Genomic DNA, 19,456 nt, shown 5'->3' with positions numbered 1-19,456 from the left:
GATTGACCCGCAGCCGACAAGGCTGCGGGCCGTTTTCTCGTCCTAGGAGATCGCCGTGCAGCGCGTTGTCTTTCCCAACAAGGTCCTACCCTATTTCCTCGTCGCGCCACAAATCATCCTGACGGTCGTGTTCTTCTTCTGGCCGGCAAGCCAAGCGCTTTATCAATCGACGCAGCGCGAAGACCCTTTCGGGCTGAAGAGCGGCTTCGTAGGGCTTGCGAATTTTCGCACCATCTTATCCGACGAGACCTACCTGCATTCCCTCCAGGTGACGGTGATCTTCAGTATCGCGACGGCACTGCTGTCGATGATCGTCGCGCTCGCGCTTGCAACCGCCGCCGACAAGGTGGTGCGCGGGCAGACGCTCTATCGAACGCTGCTGATCTGGCCCTATGCGGTTGCACCCGCCGTCGCCGGCATGCTCTGGCTCTTCATGTTCAATCCGGCCATGGGTACCTTGGCCTACATCCTGCGCCGCAACGGATTTGCCTGGGACCCCCTGCTAAACGGCAATCAGGCCATGGTGCTTGTCATCATCGCCGCCGCCTGGAAGCAGATCAGCTACAATTTCCTGTTCTTCGTTGCCGGGCTGCAGGCAATCCCAAAATCATTGCTGGAAGCCGCATCCATCGATGGCGCCCGCGGCAACCGGCGCTTCTGGACGATCGTCTTTCCCCTGCTTGCGCCGACGACATTCTTTCTCCTGGTGGTCAACACGGTCTACGCCTTCTTCGACACCTTCGGCATCATCCATGCCGTCACCGGCGGCGGCCCGGCGAAGGCGACGGAGACTCTCGTCTACAAGGTCTACAATGACGGCTTCGTCAATCTCAACCTTGGCTCGTCTGCGGCTCAGTCCGTCATCCTGATGGTGATTGTCATTGCGCTGACGGCATTCCAATTCCGCTTCGTCGAGAAGCGTGTGCATTATGCGTGAGGCTTGCCGATGATCGAAAAGCGTCCCGTCGCCAATCTCATCGGCCATCTGATGCTGATCATCGGCATCATCATCGTCGCCTTCCCGATCTATTACACTTTCGTTGCCTCGACCATGACGTCAGCCGAGATTTTGCGGCCGCCGATCTCGCTGTTGCCCGGCGGCCATTTCGCCGAGAACTATGGCGAGGCGCTGAACGGCGGTGTCGAACGCGTGGTCGGCGTCAGCCTTGAACGGATGCTCTGGAATACGTTTGTTGTCGCTGTCGTCATCGCCGCCGGCAAGATCGCAATCTCCTTTCTCTCAGCCTTCGCCATTGTCTTCTTCCGCTTTCCGCTGCGGATGGTGTTTTTCTGGATGATCTTCGTCACGTTGATGCTGCCGGTGGAGGTGCGCATCCTGCCGACCTACAAGGTCATCGTGGATCTCGGCATGATCGACACCTATGCGGGCCTGACCTTACCGCTGATGGCATCAGCGACCGCGACATTCCTGTTCCGGCAGTTCTTCCTGACGGTGCCGGGTGAACTCCTTGAAGCCGCCCGCATCGACAATGCCGGCCCATTCCGCTTCATGCGCGATATCCTGTTGCCGCTGTCGAAGACCAATATCGCAGCCCTTTTCGTGATCCTCTTCATCTATGGCTGGACGCAATATTTGTGGCCGCTCCTGGTCACCAATGACGCGAAGATGTCGACGATCATCATCGGGCTCCGGAAGATGGTGGATTTCGCCGATGCGGCGACACCGTGGAATTTTGTGATGGTCACGGCGATCCTGGCGATCATTCCGCCCATCCTCGTCGTGGTACTGATGCAGCGCTGGTTCGTCAAAGGTCTGGTGGAGACGGAGAAATAATGGCCGGGATCACTCTCAAGGATGTCCGTAAAAGCTACGGCGGCATCGACGCAATCAAGGGCGTGTCGCTCGATATCGCCGATGGCGAACTTGTCGTCCTGGTCGGACCTTCCGGCTGCGGCAAGTCCACGCTCCTGCGCATGATCGCGGGCCTTGAAGCCATCACGTCAGGCGAAATCAATATTGGCGGCCGTATCGTCAATCGCCTGGAACCCTCGGAGCGCGACATCGCGATGGTCTTTCAGAACTATGCGCTTTATCCGCACATGACCGTGCGTCAGAATCTGGCATATGGCCTGAAGAACAGGAAGGTCCCGGCAGCCGAAATAAACCAGCGCATCCAATCAGCGGCACGATCGCTTGAAATCGAACCCTTCCTCGAGCGCAGGCCACGTCAACTCTCCGGTGGTCAGCGGCAACGCGTAGCAATGGGTCGTGCCATCGTGCGCGAGCCGGCAGCGTTCCTGTTCGACGAGCCGCTTTCCAATCTCGATGCCAAGCTGCGAGTGCAAATGCGTGTCGAGATCAGACGGCTGCAACGATCTCTCGCGACCACGAGCGTCTATGTCACCCATGACCAGATGGAGGCCATGACGCTGGCCGATCGCCTGGTCGTCTTGAATAGCGGGCGGATCGAACAGGTCGGCACACCCATCGAGCTCTATGAACGACCCGCCACGACCTTCGTTGCGACCTTCATAGGCTCGCCTTCGATGAATCTTCTGAAACCTACCGAAAGCAGCACAATTGCGCTTTCGTCTGACAGCCGCCTTGGCGGCGCTGACATGACGATCGGCATCCGGCCCGAGGATCTTCACCTTGCCGGCGGCGCGAGCGATGCGGCTTTCAGCGCGAAAGTGCGTGTCCAGGCGGTGGAGCTCGTCGGGGCGGAGAGCTATGTCTACGGTACCCTGGCGGACGGCCAAACCATCGTCTTTCGAGTTTCAGGGCGGTCCCGGATCGCAATGGACACCGAATGCATGGTTACCGCTTCAGCCGGGAGCCTGCATTTCTTCGACGGTCACGGAAACAGATTAGACCCCGTATAACAGTTCAAATGTTGTGATGACGCTGTCAGAGAGCGTCGTTTTGCGGATGTCTCGGCTTTCCATGTCAGGCTTCGTCATTTATGACGGATTTATGACAACGCCTGTTTGGAGTGCGGAAAGTGAACTGGTTTCGTAGACTGATGCCGAGAGAAGACCGTTTTTTTGATCTTTTCTCTCGACATTCGCGCACGATCGTCAGCGCGGCGGAAGCTCTGAACGAATTGCTGGCCGGCAAAGACACGGAGCAGCACTGCCAGCGCATCGTAGAGCTCGAGAATGAGGCCGATGACATAACGCGCGAAGTTTTGCTTGCCACTCGGCGCAGTTTCATCACGCCCTTTGACCGTGGCGACATCAAGGATCTTATCATGTCAATGGACGATGCGATCGACATGATGCACAAGACGGTCAAGACGATCCGGCTATTCGAACAGGACAGTTTTGATCCCGGTATGCAGGAAATGGGCAAAGCGATCGTCGAGGCTGCGAAACTGGTAGCCGAGGCAATCCCTCTCCTTGATCGCATGAGTGCAAACTCTTCGCGCCTCAGCGCACTCACCGAAGAGGTCGTAAAGGTCGAGGGTCGCTCCGATGAGCTACATGATCAAGGTCTAAAAGATCTCTTTCGCCGGTATGGCGGCACCAACCCAATGGCCTACATCATCGGCAGCGAGATCTTTGGCGAACTGGAGAAGGTCGTCGATCGTTTCGAGGATGTCGCCAATGAAATCAGCGGCATCGTAATCGAGAACGTCTGATGGAGGCCACTCTCGCTTTCCCATTGCTGGTGGGCCTCATCGCAGTGGCATTGTTCTTCGATTTTTTGAATGGGCTGCACGATGCCGCCAATTCAATTGCCACTATCGTCTCGACAAGGGTCCTGCGACCGCAATATGCCGTGTTATGGGCCGCATTCTTCAATTTCATCGCTTTCCTGTTTTTCGGGCTCCACGTCGCCGAAACCCTCGGCACCGGCATTATCGATCCTAACATCGTCACGCCACAGGTCATCTTTGCCGCCCTGATGGGGGCGATCATATGGAATATCGTAACCTGGGTACTCGGCATTCCATCAAGCTCGTCGCATGCTCTGGTCGGTGGCCTCGTCGGTGCCGGCGTGGCGAAGATAGGCATGGATGCCATTGTTTGGTCCGGCCTGCTGAAGACGGCGGGCGCCATCGTCATGTCGCCACTGCTTGGCTTCGTACTCGCGCTCTTCCTCGTGCTATGCGTGACATGGATATTCGTTCGCCAGACGCCCTTCGCCGTCGACAGTACCTTCCGCGTCCTGCAATTCGTCTCCGCTTCCCTCTATTCCCTCGGCCATGGCGGAAACGACGCCCAGAAGACGATGGGTATCATCGCCGTGCTGCTCTACTCCCAAGGTCATACAGGAGCGGAGTTCCATGTCCCCCTATGGGTCGTGTTATCCTGTCAGTCCGCGATGGCGCTGGGGACACTGTTTGGCGGCTGGCGGATCGTGCACACGATGGGCTCGAAGATCACCAGGCTCAATCCAATGCAGGGCTTTTGCGCTGAGACCGGTGGCGCCTTGACCTTGTTTGCCGCGACATGGCTTGGCATCCCGGTCTCGACGACCCATACGATCACGGGCGCAATCGTCGGTGTCGGCGCCGCACGACGGATCTCGGCGGTTCGATGGGGATTGGCGAGCAATATCGTCGTCGCGTGGATAATAACGCTGCCCGCGGCAGCTGCTATCTCGGCAATAGCCTACTGGATCACGAACTGGGTGGCATAGACCCGCTGGAGCGTTTCTGCATTTCTCCGAATCGCGAAAACGCTCTATCCTTTTATTCTCTCGCAATTCCGGACGGAAAACCGCTTCGCACTTTTCCTGGAATTGCTCTAAGCCCTACTGCGCAACTGCGAGGTTCAGTCCCCTTCCCCGCCGGCATCGCCCTTCTGCTTGTTTTTCTCGGAAGACGGCTTTTCTCCCTTTTTCATGACAGGCGGAATGGCCGGCCCTTTCATCGCACCGGTCGCGCCCTCCGTTTCCTCATATTTCCCTGGTCGCGAGCGAGGGAGATCTGTCGTCTCTTCGTGCTTCTGCTTCTTCATGACAGCCCTTTCCCACGTGATCATCTGCCGGACGGAACTATTCCGCATTGAGATGGTTCCCGAGCATCGCCTGGATGATCGAAAGGGTTGGCATTCCGGATCTCGAATAATCTCAGAGGCTGCAAAGGGATCGAACGACGTCGACAAGACGTTTCATGTCGGTGGGTTTTCCAAGATTGGTCACCTTGGCGAAAACATCATGCCGGGCAAGTTCCGCGGCATCGCTCGCACTGGCGAGGACGAACGGAACATTCCATGCCTTGAGAAGGACGGCGACAGGCGTAACCTTCTCACTACCGAGAGTGACATCCAGAACAGCAGCATCCGGACGCTGGCTCCTCAGCAAGTCGAGGGCTTGCCTGACCGAGCTCGCCGGGCCCAGGACTTCAAATCCGCTTCTGGTCAACACGCTCTCCAGCTCCATTGCGATAAAGAACTCGTCTTCAACCACAAGAACGATCCTAGGTGGAGCTTCGCCAATTTCAGGTTCGGTCATAAGCGTTTCCAAGGAAGCTTGATGATGGCAGCCAAACCTTTTGGATCGAAGTTAAGTTCCACCGTTCCGCCAAGATGTCGGCAAGTGCCTTCGATCAGCTCGGTACCGTATCCTCTTCGCTTCGGCGGCACGATCGCGGGACCGCCCGTTTCGCGCCATCGGCATACGAAATAAGAGCGGTTCTCCGGCCCTTCCTCCAGTGACCATTCGACATGCAATGCACCCTCCGGGACGGATAGCGCGCCGTACTTCAACGCATTCGTTGCCAACTCGTGGAACATCATGCTGACTGGCACGATCTCCGAGCCCCGAATCTGCACTATTGGCCCCTGGCAATGGAGACGATCCATTCCAGGTTCGCTGACCGATTGCCTCAGCAGGGTTTCAAAATCGGTCGTTTCGTTGATGGCCGCGATCTCCTGGGCATGAAGAGTGACCTCGAGGCGCCCCAGGAAACGATCGCGGTAGTCAACGCCCGTCAGATCTTCCGCATCCATCTGCATCGCTAGTGATCGCACGACCGCGAAAAGATTCTTCATCCGATGGCGCGTTTCCGAAATGATGAAATCCTTCTCGGCGTCGTGCCTATGCCTTTCCGTCACATCGTCGAAGAGGACAAGGATGTTGGTGCTATTGTCATCTGGGTGCACAAGACGGCGTGCATCAACGAGGAACGTACGCTGGCCGATAGCTGGAAAATTATGCGTAACTTCGTACCCGATGACAGCGGCTGCTTTTGGGATAACCCCGGCGATCAGCTGCCGGAGCTCGGTAATATCCCACTGACCGTTGCCGAGATCAAAGAAACTCTCCCCCAGAATATCGTCTCGCTCGACCTTGAATGTTTTCAGGAAAGCATTGTTTGCGGTTGCGACGCACAAGTTCTGATCAAGAACAACGATCGGCTGTGTCATGGTATCGACCACCCCCTGCGCCTGGACATGTCCGGTTCGCAAAAGGCGATATAGATCTTCCAGCATCATTCCCGTTCCTTCACCAGATGCACCCGACATGTGTCACAGGTTTTCTGTTAAAAGTAATGGCCGCCTGAGCACTGGCAAGACCGGCAACGGTGGCAATCGACCTGCGACCGCGCGGTTTCAGTCGCCAGCAGATGGAGGCATAGCAAGTGCTGCGGCGCACTGAGTGAAGGATTGGGATGGAAAGCATCGCATCTTTCGAACGGCTGGCATTGGCCATCGGTGCCTCGTGGGTGTGGAGTTCGCTAACGGGGCGCAATAAAGGTGGCGGAAAGCGAGGCGCCGGAATCCGCACCTTCATGGCAGCGGCAGGCTGCGTCGCGCTTTCGGCAATTTTTGCCAGTCGCGAGATACTGCACGGGTTCGGGCGAGCGCTGAGTTGGAATGAGTTGATCGCCGCGTTCAGTTCAAAAGGCTCGAAGAGTCCTCAATTCGCTCAGCCAGACACAAGTGCGCTTCAGCGTGGATTCCACTCTCAACTTTGCGAGTGTGCGCCGCCAGGCCTGGAAATTTCAGCCAGAGCTGGACCGGCTGCGCCATTCTCTACCGACTCGGCCAGATCGCCGATAGAAACGATACCGACAAGCCTCTTTTCCTTACTCAGCACGGGAAGCCTGCGCAGTTGGATGTCGCCGAGATTTTCCAAAACGGCTTCCACGTCATCATTTTCGAAGCAGTATTTAACTTCTTCCGACATGACGTCGGCGATCTTGGTTTCCGGGCCTTTCCCGAGTGCGACGCCGCGCACCGCTATATCACGGTCCGTGATCATTCCGATCAAGCGATCGTTATCACCGACCGGTAGGACGCCGATATCCATCTCCGCCATTACGGTCGCAGCCTCGCGGATTGATTGTGATGGGTTTGCTAGGCGGACGTCACGCGTCATTACAGCATTGATTTGCATGATAGGATCCTCCTTTGATAGTCGCGGCATTCGAACCGACGGGGCAAACCATTGTTCCGGACGCCTGGAACAAATCGGCCCAATCTTGGTATCGCTCCAGATTTTCTGTTGGGCGAGCTGTGCAAATGCTCCCTTGAACACGTTTCTCAATGGAGGCGAGGGCGGGAACCTGTTCATCCGAGCGGAGTTCGGGTCCGATAGCGACGGATCAATCGCAGCAAAGGAGTGTGGCGGAGGCAGCGAGATAATCAATCATATCCCAGCCTTCCCGGTCTGTCCGCTGTCACGCCGCTGCATCGCATTGAGAATTGTTACAATTGCGCTCAAGTGTACGAGACCGCGCCAATGCCAGCGAAGGTTGCGCAGCGGACTGTGTGGGTGCACTACCCTTAGCGCACTGACATTCGAGAACGCTCGGAAGCGCGACTTGCTCAGAACGGGATATGCTCCGTCCCGGACTCCAAGCGGCGGCAGGCTTTTAGCGACACGAAACCATATTTGCGGCAGTGCCGCTCTCGGCGCGGTTCTTCGGGCGACGCGAGATCGACTATCCGTCGAATCCGCCGCCCATCTGGCCGCTCAATTGCCTCTGCTTGTGCCAGGCACGTTTTACGACCAGTTCGTTCCGACGAGACTCACGTCATCGGGACGGTCACAAACCGCTTTTCTGGACCAGATAGGAAAAGAGTTATCGGCATCACGTCCCGTCGACGTGAAAGAGGCGACTCGAACGGTTTTCCGAGCCCTGAACCATTATCTGGACCCGGGCGAGGCGGAAAAAGCCCGGCAGGAGCTGCCTGCCGGCATAAGGGAACTGTGGCCCGATCCGGGTACCCGCCAATAGAAACAAATACGTCTTGGCGCGACAAAGCGCCTTCGTTGACATTAGCCAATCAGGTTATCAATGCGGATCGGAAGTTTGCGGATACGCTTGCCGGTGGCATGGTAGACCGCACTGGCGATCGCGGCCGCCGTTCCGACGTTGCCGAGTTCGCCAAGCCCCTTGACGCCCGCCGGGTTGACGTCCCGATCGGTCTCCGACACAAGGATGACTTTTACGTCCTGGATGTCTGCATTCACCGGCACGAGGTAGTCTTGCAGATCTCGATTGACGACGCGGGCATCGCGCCGGTCGAATTCGGTCGCTTCGTGAAGGGCCGACGAAATTCCCCAGATCATCCCGCCCATGAGCTGGCTGCGAGCCGTCCGGGTATTCATGATGCGGCCAGCGCCAAAGGCGCCGACGATCCGAGGGACGCGGATTTCCCGGGTTCTCCGGTGAACGCGGACCTCGACGAATTCAGCACCGAAGGCATATTTCACCTTCTTGCCCTGATCGCCGCTCACCATTTCCAACTTGCCCTTGTAAAGGTTGGAAACGGCTCCCGCGGAAGCAGCGTCAGGACGAAATTCGCTATATTGCTCGATGACGCCGGCTCCCAACTGCTTGAAAGCGTCCTTGAGGTCCTGCGAGCTCTCGGCGATGACGAGCTTACCCTCTCGCAGCATGATCGAGTTCGGATCGCGGCCGGCGAGTGGCCCGTCATTTGATGTCACCGCCGCATGGGCGAGCTTTTCGCGGATTTCTCCGCAAGCTTTGATGATCGCCGAAGAGACGCTAGCCGTCGTATTGGAGCCGCCGGCAACGGGCGCCGGCGGAAGCCGCGTATCGCCCATCTCGACCTCGACGGCGCTTACGTCGAGCCCCAATTGTTCCGCCGCAAGCTGGGCGGCAATCGTGCGCACCCCGGTGCCGATCTCATGGGAGGCGGTCTGGACCCGTGCCCGCCCATCGTCGGTCAGGGTGACGCGGACTGCGCAAGGCGCGATATTGGTCGGATAGATCGCCGTCGCGCAGCCCACGCCGACCAGCCAGTCACCATCCCGCATACTGCCTACATCCGGATTACGCTTCGACCAGCCAAATTCGCGGGCCGCCTCATCGTAGCATTCCATCAGCGAGCGGCTGGAGAAGGGCCGGCCTTCGATCGGCTCCTTCACGGCATCGTTGACGCGCCTGAACTCTACCGGATCCATGTTAAGAGCAACCGCCATCTCGTCCATCGCGCTTTCCAGTGCATAGACATAGGGGGTTTCCGGCGGGGAACGCATATAGCTCGGCGTCGGCCTGTCCGCCTTGACCAGAAAAACCTTGGTCAGTACCGATCCATAATCATACATGAGGCCGGTCGTCTTCGTTCCGCCGACCACATAAGGATCCGGACGAGACGTCACCTCCCAGCCCTCATGCCTGAGAGCGGCAATCTTGCCGGCACGCGTCGCACCGATCTGGATAAGGTGGCGCGTTTCGGCACGATAGGTCTGTGTGGTGAACGCTTGCGGCCGGGTCACGACACACCGCACCGGCCTGCCAAGCCTGCGTGCGGCAAACGCGACGATAGCCGTTCGCGGCGTGATCGGCCCTTTCGATCCGAAGGCACCCCCGATATAGGGACTGACCACCCTTACTTGATCAGGTTTGATCTTCAGCTGCCGCGCGATCTCGACTTTCCAGCCGTAGACATTCTGGCTCGGTTCATGAACGACGAGTTCATCCCCTCGCCAATAAGCAGTCGTGGAGAACAGTTCGATCGGATTGTGATGCTGCGTCGGCATCTCGTATTCGCCGTCGATCTTGACGTCAGCGCCAGCGAAAGCGGCGTTGAAATCGCCCGCCTTGACGTCTTCCTTGAACTGCTTGCTCACCTCTGCCGCAGCCACGGTTTCCGTGCCCCCCGACTCGAAGCTCGTGCTCGGCTTCTCCGCCTCGTAGTCTGCGGTGATGCGCATGGCGCCTTCGCGGGCAGCCTCGATGGTTTCGGCCACAACCAGCGCAATGATCTGGCCGTCATACCAGATCTTCGTATCGTGGAGAGGTCCGATGGACGTCGATCCCGACGCCCCGAATTCGGGAGCTTCCAGCTCACCTTGGATGATCTCATGGGTAATGATGTCAATTACACCTGGCACGGCCCGAGCCCTGGCCAGATGCAGCGCCGTCAAATGGCCGCGCGCGACAGTACTTGTCACCAACATCGCATGAGCGAGATTATTGACCGGAATATCAGCGGGGTAGGATGCCTTTCCAGTGACCTTCAAGCGAGCGTCGATCCGCGGCAGGGGCTCGCCCATATTTTCCTTCGCAGGAGGTGCGGCCTCGTTCATAGTCATATCCTCATCTCGCGGGCTTCAAGCAAGGCCCGCACCAATGTCTGTTTTCCAAGTTCGATCTTGAAGGCGTTGTGCTGGCGTGGACGCGCGTCCGCAAAAGCAGCCTGCGCCGCCATTGCGGCGTTCTCCTCCGTGAGCGGCTTGTTCCGGAGCACCTCCTCGGCCGCCGTGGCACGCCATGGGACCGTCGCCAGGCCGCCAAGACCGATGCGCGCATCGCGAACGATGTCGCCATCGAGGTCGATTGCGACGGCCGTGGAAGCCAGGGCGAAAGCATAGGACTGGCGGTCGCGTATCTTGAGGTATCGGGATCGAGCGACCCAGGCCGGGACATTCATGACGATCGCGGTAACGATCTCGCCCGGCCGCAGTGTCGTTTCGACATCCGGCCGATCGTCCGGCTGGCGATGCAGTTCTGCAAAGCGGATACGCCGTTTGCCGGATTGCCCTGATATGTCGACGGAGGCATCGAGAGCAATCAGCGCCTGGGCAAAGTCTCCGTGATAGGTGGCTATACAGGAGTCGCTGGTTCCGAGCACCGCATGCTGGCGATTGAACCCTTCAATGGCCGCGCAGCCGGAGCCGGGATTGCGCTTGTTGCAAGGCCATGAAATCTCGCGGAAATATTCGCAGCGGGTCCGCTGCAGCACATTGCCGCCAAGGCTTGCCATGTTGCGGATCTGCCGGCTCGCCGCGAGCTTCAGGCTTTCGGCAAGCATGGGGCACCTTCGGTTGATTTCCGGATGGTCCTCGACCTCGCTCATGCGGACCAGAGCCCCGAGACGAATGTCGGGATCACCGATCTCGATCGTCTTCAATGATCGATCCTCGATGCAGTTGATATCCACCAGATGCGACGGTCGATTGACACCGAGCCGCATGTAATCGGACATGTTCGTGCCGCCGGCGATGAACTGCGACGGTGCAGCGGTTGGAGGAATTTCCTTTGCTTCGTCCGCCTCTGCGATGGCGCTGCCGACATCACGAACACTTTGATAGCTGAAAGGTAGCATCATAGCTTCTCCATCTCGTCGCGGGCTTGTTTCACGGCAGCGAGGATGTTGGGGTAAGCGGCGCATCGACAGATATTGCCGCTCATATATTCGCGAATGTCGGCGTCATTGCTGGCATGTCCCTCGTGCACGCAGGCAACTGCGGATAGGATCTGACCAGGGGTGCAGTAACCGCATTGGAAGGCATCGTGGTCGATAAACGCCTGCTGCATCGGATGCAGATGTCCATCGGCCGACGAAAGACCTTCGATCGTGGTGATCTTGCGCCCGTCATTCATCGCCGCGAAACTCATGCAGGACAACGTCCGCTTTCCATCGGTGAGCACCGTGCACGCTCCACATTGCCCGTGGTCGCAGCCCTTCTTTGTACCCGTCAGGCCCGCATGGTCACGAAGGAGATCCAGAAGCGACGTGCGCGGGTCAACGCTGAACTGATAGGATTGGCCATTGATTTTCATCTTTACCGGGACCGCGGACTGCGTCGACACTGCCGCGAGCTGCGCTTTTTGCTCTTTCGAGGCAGCACCGACTGAAATTGCCGTTGCAGACGTGATTGTCCCCGCCAAGAGTGTGCGCCTCGTAACCCCCGAGGCTGAGACTTCTTCTGGATTAGACATCCAATACCCTTTCCGATGGCGATTTCAGCAGGAGGACCACACGGTCCGAAAGACCGCCGTGAGCACGTCTAACCATGAATTCGCCACAGGGTTCCCGGCGACTTCGCCACGAGATTGTCTCGCTCAGTCAATCACCTTGTTCTCAGGGTCGACGATACCGTCGACCTTCCGGTGGATATTGGCCAAAGACGCCGCCCAATCCCGGAGATCGGCGATGACGAGATCCGGCACTTCCATGCTGGCGAAATGCCCGCCGCGATCGTGTTCTCGCCAATGAACGACGTCGTAACCCTTTTCGACCCAGCTCCGCGGCGGCCGCGGATGACGCGGATCGGGGAAGCTCGCGAACCCTGCCGGAACGGGGACCCGACATCCTTCCGGCAGGCGTCGTGTACCCTCTGATTCTGCACCGGCATACATCCAGGTCGCCGATCCGAAGCTATCGGTCATGACGGTCAGCATGAGGTTAGTGATGAGGGTATCGAGGCTGAAGGCCTCATCGATCGCACGTCCACGCAGATCCGCCCAGTCATGGAAGCGCTCGAGAATCCAGGCCGCCTGCGCGACGGGATTACCCGCCGCCAGAAAGGCGAGCGACTGCGGCCGCGTCGCGTGGAGGCGGCTGTATGCACCGAGCCGGTTTTCGGCCGCTTCGAATGCCTCAAGATAGGCGCGTTCCGCATCGGTCGTCGGCGCCGCCGCGGGTTGTGCGCCGGGATAGTCGATGTGGATGCCGCGTACGTCTTTGCGGTGATCCAGAGCGAGCCAGGCGGCGATGACGACACCCCAGTCGGTCCCCGCCACCAGATAATCTTGATAGCCAAGCGCGTCGCGCATCAAGCGCGCAAGCCACCCGGCGGTGGCACGCGGGCCGACTGGCGCGGCCGGCTTATCCGAATAGCCGTAGCCGGGCAGCGAAGGGATGACGACGTCGAATGCATCCATCGGCGCGCCGCCGAAGCGTGACGGAAAAGCCAGTGCGTCGATGAGCGGCCAGAACTGGTAGACCGAACCCGGCCAGCCATGGATCAGCAGGAGCGGACGCCGCCCCTGCGCCTCGCCGCATACATGAACGACGTGCAGCCGCATCCCCGGCGCGACTTCGGCGAGCAGCTGCGGATAGCGGTTGAGTGTGCCCTCGCCGGCTTCGATATCATAGCTGTCTGCCCAATGAATGCAAAAACGGCGCAGAAAATCGGGATCACAGCCGTAACGCCACCCGCTGTCCGCAGCGTTGTACGGCCATTCAAAGCCGCGAATGCGCGACCGCAACAACGCGAGCGCGGAGGCATCCCAGCGTATATGAAAGTCATTGTCCGACATCTACAGGAAACACTCAGCGGCCTTTGAAGTTCCGCATGAGGGACCCTCAAGACAAGTCGGGATGCAGGCGGGTAAGCATTCGGGATCTCGCCCGACGATGTGCGAACGCGTCAAACGTCACCGATGTTGTGATCGCCGGCGCTCTGCTGACGAAATGGAAACTCCTCGATCGATGCCAACATATCGTTCTTCTTTAGGAACCGCTCGAAATTCTTCCTCACGGCACTCAATGGAAATTGACCGACTACCGCATCTCTGCAGGCCCGCAGCATGACGACATGCGCGGCGCCGCGTTTCTTCTCCGGCCATTCCTCAAGGAAATCGACAATGTCGTCGAGGCAGCATATTTCCTGAATGAAGTGCTTCCTTCTCACGAAAAGAGGGCGGTCAAACACGTGGCTTGTCATTGCTTCCTCCTTTAATCTCGCATGCTGATGTCCGAGAAATTTAGAAAGCGCATTTTTCCCTGCAAGAGGTGAAGCTCACGGCGAGCTTGGCTAGGACACGATCAATGTCGCGAAGCATCGCCTATTCACCGAAGGGATAGGTTTCCGGCATGCCGCGATGGTGCTCGATCCCAAGCGGCTCCACTGCCTGGGTTTCATCGAACCAGACATAGGCATCGAACTGCTCAGGAAGGATCGCCTGGCTATAATGGCTCCACAGTTCGGTGTCGGGCCGATAGATGACGCCGATGAAGCGCTCCAGTCGTGGCTCGGAAAGGCGGCGCCGGAGTGACTCGTGCTTGCCAGGCGACAGGTCGAGCAGGAAGCTGTCCCCTCCCGCATCATGACACATCCGCTCGTAGCTGTCGGGTCGGGAGGGATTCACACGCATGACTTCCATGTCTCCATCCCAGTCATGCGCGGCGGCCACTGTGCCAGTATGGGTGCCGAAACCGATGAGAGCCGCCTCGCCTCCGAAAGCCTCTCGGCAAAGCTGGCCGATATTAAGCTCATCACGCGTTGCACCCATATCGGTAAAGCGTGCGTCACCGATATGACTGTTATGCGCCCAGACGATCGCCTTGGCATCCGGTCCCTTGGCGTCAAGCAGGCGTTGCAGCGTTTCGAACATATGGGTGTCTCGCAGATTCCAGCTTTCCGCTCCGCCATAATACATGATGCGGTAGTAGCGCTCCGCGGAGGCGATCAGCCGGGCATTCTGGGCAGCGTCGAGGAAAGCGTCGCCGTCGTGCCTGGCATAATCCAGCCGCCTACGTAAGAGATCCCGGCATTGGTCGATCACCGCCTGCTCACATTCCGCATAACCGCGACTGAGCGCCGCCCGGCCATAGGTCGCAGGGTTTTTCTGCCAAGGCGTCAGGCAGCCGTAGCGTTCCCGGGCGATTGCCGCCGCTCGCGGATCGACCGTATCAAGATAATCAAGCACTGCACCGATCGAACCGAACATATTGTAGATGTCGAGACCGTAGAAGCCAGTGCGGCCCTCAGCGTCGATAGCTGCATTATGCTTGCGCGTCCATTCGATCAGCGCCCGAATCTCCGTGTTGCGCCACATCCAGGTCGGAAACCGTGTGAATGGTGGCTCCTCACGCCCTGAGGCCGACCGATGTCTGACATATCGATCTACTCTCGCCGCGTCCGGCCAATCCGCTTCGACCGCAACAATCGTGTATCCTCGATGGGCGATCAGGTAGCGCGTGATCGCAGCCCGGGCGCTATAGAATTCGGCGGTTCCGTGGCTCGCCTCCCCGAGCAAAACCACACGCCGGTCACCAAAGCGGTCGAACAGGTGCCCGAAAGCGGGATCATCGAAGTTCGGCAGGTCTTCCGCTACTTCGGCAATCATTTCCGGCAGGCTCTGCTTGCGAGACGCGCCCGGCTTGTGATTGCTTGCGGCGCGCCGGCCATCCTCGGACCAACCTTGCTCGCCGATCAGGGGCACAAACATCACAGCCCCGAGATCCGTTTCCTCATAGCTTGCCGCCGTGCGCCGAACGACCTTGTACAACCTCTGGCCGAATTCCTCCCCCACCGGAATTACAAGTCGCCCGCCGATCGCGAGCTGTTCCTTCAGCGCCTCCGGCACGGCAGGGCCGCCCGCAGCCACTAGAATGGCGTCGAATGGCGCCTGGTCAGGAAATCCACGCGTACCGTCGCCGGCAAATATCTCCACATTGTCATAGCCGAGATCGGACACACGCCGTCTTGCCGGCACCGCCAAGGCTTCATGGCGCTCGATCGCATAGACGTTCGCCGCGATCTGGCCGATTACCGCGGCCGCGTAGCCCGAGCCGGCTCCCACCTCGAGCACGCGATCACCCGGGCGCACCTCCGCCGCCTCGATCATCAAAGCCACGATATAGGGCTGGGAAATGGTCTGCCCTTCACCCAAGGCGAGAGGCGCATCCTCATAGGCGAACTCGGCCATGCCCTCGGCGACGAAGCGTTCTCTTGGTACGGCACGCATCGCATTGAGAACATACTCGTCCCGTATCCCGCGTCGCTTAATGTGCGCCTCGACCATGTGATCGCGCATGCGCTGGTAGTCGGCCATCTTGGCCTCCTTGCCCATTTGTCCTTCTCCTGATCGTTTCAGCGACGTTTGAGGCGTGGCGCAAGGGCGAATCCGCTCCTATTGATTGTTCAAGAACGACACCGACCACGTCTGCTAAGCTCAACAGCGATCGACATAGCGGTTCCCGTTGCGGTCGCGGTAGTAGCAGCGGCCGGGCTGTCCTGCGACGTTCCCGATCAAGGCGCCGGATACCCCGCCCACGGCCGCACCGACCGCGGCGCCGCGAACATTGCCCGTTGCTACGCCGCCAACGACGGCGCCCGTGGCGGCGCCAATCCCGGCGCCTTGCTCTGTCGAAGAGCAAGCCGTGAGACACAACGCTACGCTGGTAACAATGATAAACGTTTTCATTTGAACCTCCATTTCAGTTCGTTCCAGCCGGCCTATCATTAACGACGATCAAGCAAACGGATCTTATCGCCGAACATACTACGCAGCCTGGTCAAAATGCCCGGCCGATCGCCTGCAGCAATGATTGCACGAACGTTATGCGCGGCCGTCGATGCATTCACCGTTGGCCCGAAGTGGCAATGACAGAGCAGCCTATGCATTTGATTGTTACTCAGTTCGAAGAATCGCTTGGCTTCGCCGTAGCTGTCGTCTTTCAAGCCCGCTTCGTGCATGAGCTGGTCGGCAAACGCCACTGACAGAGGCGAGTTGTCTGCGCGCATGACCGCGCGTTCCCTCGCAGGCTGAAATTCTGTCTCTTCCAGGGTTGAAAGTGCTTGATGCCCACAGTGATCGAGAAGATCCGCCCACCGTTCGAGACGTTCGCGCCTGGTCATCGCAGGCAGCCGGTGCGGATATCCGAGATTGACATTGGCAATATTCTGAATGTCTTGAAGGGCATGGTGTTTCATTGAATGCTCCTTTCAGATAGAGCTTACAGCCGGCTATATTCACGATAGTGGTCCGTCAGTCAGACGGCAGCGCATCTCGATTTATTTCGCCTTTGGCCAATCGGGTCAGCAGAACATCCGTCTGCTTCTCCTCTTCGAGGCTCCGGTGCAGCACCTCCTGATCCTCCCGCAGGTCCAGCTGACCGGCCAGAGCGGCAGCCGTGCCGTATGCGGCGATCTCGTAATGTTCGAGCCTCTGAGCGGAAGCGATGAGACCCGCATCGCGCAGGTCATTTCCCTTCAGCATGGAAGCCATTTTTTCGGTCTCATGGATCAGGGCCTGCATCGCCTGATCCGTATGGGCTGCCGGGTTGGCCCTATGCTTCTGCAGGAGCGACACTAGGCGGTCTTTTTGCACCTCGGTTTGCGCGCGATGGTGGACCAGTGCGTCCTTTAATGACGGATGTGCTGCGACTTCAGCCATTCGCAGCAACGAATCGGCGAGTTGACTTTCGACGCTGACAAGCTCCTGAAGCTCGGCGAGATACATGTCCTTGAAACTGCTGATCTGCATCACAGCAATCCTTTCACCGCTTTGATCGGGGTAATGAGCTTCCTAACCGGAGCAATGACCAAATGTTCCGATCAGATTCCAAAGCAGGTTTGAGCGATCCTGGAAGCCTCCGATTGAACTGCTGCTCGGCTCAATGCCGCGTCCACGCCAACAAGGTTTTCGCCTCCCTCGCCCTTTCATAATCCTGCACTCCAGCTGTCTGACCCGACCATCGGCCTTGGAACAATAGGCAGGCGCTATGGTTAGTCGATGTGACCATTTCATCTGCCCCGAGCCTGAGGCCAACGAAGCGATTAATCGATCATGGACATGCCGACGACGAAACACACGCAAACACGCGATCTCGATATCGCCTATGAGGAAGCCGGTGACCCGCGCGGTAAGCCCGTCGTGCTTGTCCATGGTTGGCCCGATGATGTCCGGTGTTGGGATAAGATCGTTCCTGCTTTGGTGGATGGCGGTCATCGCGTCATTGCTCCATATCTGCGCGGCACAGGCCCTACGACCTTTCTCTCGGCAGACACAATGAGGAGCGGCGCAATCGCAGCACTGACCGAGGATCTTGCCGAGTTCCTCGAAGCGCTCGACCTGAGTGACGTGGTGATCTGCGGTTACGATTGGGGCGCGCGTGCCGGTTATGGTGTGGCGGCACTCTTTCCCGCGCGTCTGCGCGGCCTGGTGGCAATGGCTGCCGGATACGCTACGTCCCAGCCCATCAAGGAGATAAACTACGACCTGGCGAAGGCCTATTGGTACGAGTGGGTAGTTGCTCTCAAACAGGGACGGGAGGCAATGGACAAAGACCGGCTCCGTCTTGCCAGATTTCTCTGGGCGACATGGTCTCCCGATTGGCCGACGAAATGGCAGGATTTCGACGCGATGGCGCCCTCGCTTCAGAACGACGATTGGGCGCCAATCAGCATTCATGCCTATCTGCAGCGTTGGAATGAGACATCAGGCGCCCCGGAGCATGAGGATGTCGAGCGCAGGCTTGCCGAAAACCCGGCAATCCGAGTTGCTACCCTGGTACTGCACGGCGCTTCAGACGGGTGTAATCTCGTTGATACCTCGGCTGGCAAGGACCAGTATTTCGCGGCACAATACGAACGTATCGTCCTCGACGCGATCGGCCATTTCATTCCGCAGGAAGCGCCGAAGCAGACCCTTGACGCAATCTTGCGCCTCACCTCCAGTTGACGAGCACCTTCGGCGTTCGCCTCTGCGGCCGGACACGTATTCATCGCCGCGCTGCTAGATCAACACAGGATCGAGCGTCAGTCTTCTGCAGGGGATCAGCAATAATGCAACGGCATCGCAGGCATGGTTTAAAATCGCTGCGCGCACCTCCTCGGCAGATTACTAGGGATGGGCTGTATCGATTAGGCGATGCCGATTTACTTGCCGCCTGTTTGCGTGCTCGCAAGTGATTGCGCTGTCAGTTAGCCTGAGACGACACCGCCCCTGTGGTTGGCGGAGTCGGTTCGCCAGGATGAAGTGCAAAGGCAAAATAGACAGCGATGAGGCAGGCAAGAACGAAAATCGTCACGACAAAAATCATCATGCGACGGCGTGCATCTGAGTGATGGTTCATATGGTCTCCTCGCGAGCTACCAACTCGTGCTTGTCTGCTCGGCATCTATCGTCGACAAGGATAGAACCATACTGGGCCGACAATGTTCCGAAGAGGCTTTGCAAGGGCGCGCATATCTCCATCGCTTGCCACGATCGCGCGTGATGATCCGCTGGCGAATGTTGCATGTTTTTTCTCGCCCGACAGGGCTCGAACGCGACTAGACGAGCGCGCGGGTCCAGTAATCGACGCCGAGAAAGCCGAGCAGGATCAGCAGCCAGAAACCGGCGGCAAGCGCGGCAATGCGGTTAAGCGGCGTCTCCTCGTTCAGATGCATATAGCGCCAATAGATCATTGCGGATTTGATCGCCGCGATCGAAAGGCTGACGACGAGACCCACCGGCCCGCTCAGCACGAAGCTTGCCGCGATAGTGGCACTTAGCAAAACCAGCAGGATTGCCCAGATAACGACCAGAGGATTTGCGAGGCGCAGCATAAA

Annotated in this window: 21 protein-coding genes; 7 read left to right on the top strand and 14 right to left on the bottom strand. The window is 58.5% G+C overall.

The window, feature by feature from the left end; genetic code table 11:
• Positions 1–55 precede the first annotated feature (55 nt).
• The 5 genes from ugpA to PH558_RS22165 all read left to right on the top strand — a co-directional run bounded on the left by ugpA (position 56) and on the right by PH558_RS22165 (position 4,606).
• Positions 56–937: a sn-glycerol-3-phosphate ABC transporter permease UgpA gene (gene ugpA, locus PH558_RS22185; protein ID WP_095437773.1), complete on the top strand. Its 882-nt coding sequence runs from the start codon at positions 56–58 to the stop codon at positions 935–937.
• 9 nt (positions 938–946) lie between these two features.
• Positions 947–1,795 (top strand): sn-glycerol-3-phosphate ABC transporter permease UgpE, encoded by an 849-nt coding sequence (gene ugpE / locus PH558_RS22180; RefSeq protein ID WP_113406841.1) that lies wholly within the window; start codon positions 947–949, stop codon positions 1,793–1,795.
• The gene (locus tag PH558_RS22175; protein ID WP_285206468.1) at positions 1,795–2,844 is read left to right on the top strand and encodes a sn-glycerol-3-phosphate import ATP-binding protein UgpC; all 1,050 of its coding nucleotides are present in this window, start codon (positions 1,795–1,797) and stop codon (positions 2,842–2,844) included. The genes ugpE and PH558_RS22175 overlap by 1 nt, the downstream gene beginning before the upstream one ends.
• Before the next feature lie 140 nt (positions 2,845–2,984).
• Positions 2,985–3,602 carry a DUF47 domain-containing protein gene (locus PH558_RS22170; RefSeq protein WP_095437770.1) on the top strand — a complete coding sequence of 206 codons (618 nt, stop codon included), beginning with the start codon at positions 2,985–2,987 and terminating at the stop codon, positions 3,600–3,602.
• Positions 3,602–4,606, top strand: a complete 1,005-nt coding sequence (locus tag PH558_RS22165) for an inorganic phosphate transporter (protein WP_285206467.1) — start codon at positions 3,602–3,604, stop codon at positions 4,604–4,606. Before PH558_RS22170 ends, PH558_RS22165 begins: the two co-directional genes overlap by 1 nt.
• Positions 4,607–4,740: 134 nt before the next feature.
• Here the strand turns inward: PH558_RS22165 and PH558_RS22160 are convergent, their stop codons facing one another.
• The 4 genes from PH558_RS22160 to PH558_RS22145 all read right to left on the bottom strand — a co-directional run bounded on the left by PH558_RS22160 (position 4,741) and on the right by PH558_RS22145 (position 7,309).
• The gene (locus PH558_RS22160; RefSeq protein ID WP_285206465.1) at positions 4,741–4,926 is read right to left on the bottom strand and encodes a hypothetical protein; all 186 of its coding nucleotides are present in this window, start codon (positions 4,924–4,926) and stop codon (positions 4,741–4,743) included.
• A gap of 112 nt (positions 4,927–5,038) precedes the next feature.
• Entirely contained in the window at positions 5,039–5,422 is a 384-nt protein-coding gene (locus tag PH558_RS22155; RefSeq protein ID WP_285206463.1) for a response regulator, read from the bottom strand.
• Complete coding sequence (locus PH558_RS22150; RefSeq protein ID WP_285206462.1) at positions 5,419–6,405, bottom strand: PAS domain-containing protein; 987 nt, start codon at positions 6,403–6,405, stop codon at positions 5,419–5,421. Before PH558_RS22150 ends, PH558_RS22155 begins: the two co-directional genes overlap by 4 nt.
• Before the next feature lie 472 nt (positions 6,406–6,877).
• The gene (locus PH558_RS22145) at positions 6,878–7,309 is read right to left on the bottom strand and encodes a CBS domain-containing protein (RefSeq protein ID WP_285206458.1); all 432 of its coding nucleotides are present in this window, start codon (positions 7,307–7,309) and stop codon (positions 6,878–6,880) included.
• Here PH558_RS22145 and PH558_RS34260 point away from each other — a divergent pair.
• A complete protein-coding gene (locus PH558_RS34260; RefSeq protein ID WP_350223818.1) occupies positions 7,308–8,153 on the top strand; it encodes a DUF2267 domain-containing protein in 846 nt (281 codons plus the stop codon). The genes PH558_RS22145 and PH558_RS34260 overlap by 2 nt on opposite strands.
• Positions 8,154–8,194: 41 nt before the next feature.
• Here PH558_RS34260 and PH558_RS22140 read toward each other — a convergent pair whose 3' ends face one another.
• The 9 genes from PH558_RS22140 to PH558_RS22100 form a co-directional block, all read right to left on the bottom strand.
• Entirely contained in the window at positions 8,195–10,474 is a 2,280-nt protein-coding gene (locus PH558_RS22140) for a xanthine dehydrogenase family protein molybdopterin-binding subunit (protein WP_285206455.1), read from the bottom strand.
• Positions 10,475–10,476: 2 nt separating this feature from the next.
• On the bottom strand, positions 10,477–11,493 hold the full coding sequence (locus PH558_RS22135) for an FAD binding domain-containing protein (protein ID WP_483314179.1): 1,017 nt from the start codon (positions 11,491–11,493) through the stop codon (positions 10,477–10,479).
• Positions 11,493–12,110 (bottom strand): (2Fe-2S)-binding protein, encoded by a 618-nt coding sequence (locus tag PH558_RS22130; RefSeq protein ID WP_285206451.1) that lies wholly within the window; start codon positions 12,108–12,110, stop codon positions 11,493–11,495. The genes PH558_RS22135 and PH558_RS22130 overlap by 1 nt, the downstream gene beginning before the upstream one ends.
• A 123-nt stretch (positions 12,111–12,233) precedes the next feature.
• Positions 12,234–13,433: an epoxide hydrolase family protein gene (locus tag PH558_RS22125; RefSeq protein ID WP_285206449.1), complete on the bottom strand. Its 1,200-nt coding sequence runs from the start codon at positions 13,431–13,433 to the stop codon at positions 12,234–12,236.
• Between the two features lie 110 nt (positions 13,434–13,543).
• Complete coding sequence (locus tag PH558_RS22120; protein ID WP_285206446.1) at positions 13,544–13,840, bottom strand: DUF982 domain-containing protein; 297 nt, start codon at positions 13,838–13,840, stop codon at positions 13,544–13,546.
• A 121-nt stretch (positions 13,841–13,961) separates the two neighbouring features.
• Complete coding sequence (locus tag PH558_RS22115; RefSeq protein WP_285206559.1) at positions 13,962–15,953, bottom strand: protein-L-isoaspartate(D-aspartate) O-methyltransferase; 1,992 nt, start codon at positions 15,951–15,953, stop codon at positions 13,962–13,964.
• Positions 15,954–16,073: 120 nt separating this feature from the next.
• Positions 16,074–16,325, bottom strand: coding sequence for a YMGG-like glycine zipper-containing protein (locus PH558_RS22110; protein WP_095437759.1), 252 nt, complete (start codon positions 16,323–16,325; stop codon positions 16,074–16,076).
• A gap of 38 nt (positions 16,326–16,363) precedes the next feature.
• Entirely contained in the window at positions 16,364–16,834 is a 471-nt protein-coding gene (locus PH558_RS22105; protein ID WP_285206439.1) for a hypothetical protein, read from the bottom strand.
• Between the two features lie 55 nt (positions 16,835–16,889).
• On the bottom strand, positions 16,890–17,363 hold the full coding sequence (locus tag PH558_RS22100) for a YciE/YciF ferroxidase family protein (protein WP_285206438.1): 474 nt from the start codon (positions 17,361–17,363) through the stop codon (positions 16,890–16,892).
• A 333-nt stretch (positions 17,364–17,696) separates the two neighbouring features.
• Here PH558_RS22100 and PH558_RS22095 point away from each other — a divergent pair, with 333 nt between their 5' ends.
• Positions 17,697–18,584, top strand: a complete 888-nt coding sequence (locus tag PH558_RS22095; RefSeq protein ID WP_285206437.1) for an alpha/beta fold hydrolase — start codon at positions 17,697–17,699, stop codon at positions 18,582–18,584.
• Between the two features lie 593 nt (positions 18,585–19,177).
• Here the strand turns inward: PH558_RS22095 and PH558_RS22090 are convergent.
• Entirely contained in the window at positions 19,178–19,453 is a 276-nt protein-coding gene (locus PH558_RS22090; protein ID WP_285206434.1) for a cytochrome C oxidase subunit IV family protein, read from the bottom strand.
• Positions 19,454–19,456 lie beyond the last annotated feature (3 nt).

The organism is Rhizobium pantanalense (genome assembly GCF_030182525.1).
GTDB lineage: Bacteria > Pseudomonadota > Alphaproteobacteria > Rhizobiales > Rhizobiaceae > Rhizobium.
This window is presented reverse-complemented; position numbering and strand designations above follow the sequence as displayed.